The organism is Candidatus Clostridium helianthi, assembly GCF_045310795.1.
Lineage (GTDB): Bacteria > Bacillota > Clostridia > Clostridiales > Clostridiaceae > Clostridium > Clostridium helianthi.
On sequence record NZ_JBJIAB010000100.1, the window covers coordinates 1 to 1468 of the forward strand.

At 30.1% G+C, this 1468-nt stretch carries 1 protein-coding gene; it reads left to right on the plus strand.

Annotated features, from left to right (window positions below):
• Positions 1 to 125 precede the first annotated feature (125 nt).
• Positions 126 to 1346 carry a transposase gene (locus ACJDTP_RS27335; RefSeq protein ID WP_406762996.1) on the plus strand — a complete coding sequence of 407 codons (1221 nt, stop codon included), beginning with the start codon at positions 126 to 128 and terminating at the stop codon, positions 1344 to 1346.
• The last annotated feature ends 122 nt before the right edge of the window (positions 1347 to 1468 follow it).

A 1468-nucleotide genomic window follows, 5' to 3' on the forward strand; every position in this document is an offset into this window, starting at 1 on the left:
TGAGCAAATTTCATATTTGCTAAATAGCTAATTTTCTAGTTTTAAGTTATTTAAAAAAGGAAAATCACCCCAAGTGTTGAATGATATAAGTGCTAACAATCCACAACAAAAGGAGTGATCCACTTATGTATATTCAACAAGAATGTTTATTTTCCTTCGAGGAAATTTTGAAATTTCAACCAAAATCAAAACTAGAAATGATTTTAGCTGAATTAAATTTTGATAATTTAGTCTCAGAATTTAGTAAAAGACACACTTCGTGTGGTCCGAAAGGGTATCCAATTCGAGCATTGATTAATTCATATATAGCAATGCAAGTTGAAAGAATCCCAACTTTAACAGATTTATCAGAAAAATTAAAAATTAATCCAATTTTAAGATATAGTTGTGGTTTTGAATTATTCGGAAAAACTCCGTCTCCAGCAACACTTAGCAGATTTCTAGATAAAATATCTAAAACTACTGCTCTTGAAAATGAATTTCATGCTGTTGTGGATGAAGCAATTTCTTTAGGAATCATTGATGGTACTGAAGTAGCAATAGATTCAACTAAAATTGATGCTTATGAAAAACCGCAACCTAAGAAAAAATTAAAGAATGATGGTGTTTCAGCTAACTGGGGAAGTAAAAATGATACAGATGGTAATCAAATTAAATGGTTTGGCTATAAATTACATATTTTATGTGATTGCAAAAGTGAATTACCATTAAGTATATTATTATCACCAGCCAGTTACTATGACGGTGAATTAGCAATGCCTTTAATAAAAAAATATCTTAATCGCTATTCAGGAGTTCTTAATACAAAATATTATTGTATGGATTCAGGATACGATCAAGTAAAGAACTATAAATATGTTATTAATGAAGCTAACGCTACTCCTATAATTGCTTACAACAAACGAAGAGAATACGCTCCACCAGAAGGTTTTAATGAAGAATATCAACCGATATGTTCCATGGGATATCCTCTTACTTACTGGGGAAAGGACGGAAAATATTTGAAATATAGATGCCCTCATGCAGCAGGAAAAATGGAATGTCCACAAGGAACAAGTTGGTGTAGTGATTCTGACTATGGATATTGCAAAAAAATAGATATAAATGATAATCCTAGACTTATTTATTATCCACCACGTCATTCTAATAATTTTAAATTACATTATAATAAAAGGACTTCTGTTGAACGATGTAATTCAAGATTAAAGGAATTACTTAATACCGATAATCTGCGTTCAGCAGGAATACGCAAAGCTAAAGCGGTTGCTTTATTAAATTGTATTGCTTTAATTGCAGGTACAATATCTGTAAATCGTGTTAAAAATACTAAGTTATCTGTGGCCTAATAATTTGAAATTTGAATAGTAAAAAGAAGGTAAATTGTTTACCTAGCTTCGCTATCGGCTTTTTTTAAAAATTTCTAAAAGTTATCCACAGATTCGGATATTTTAATTATGAAATATCCTCA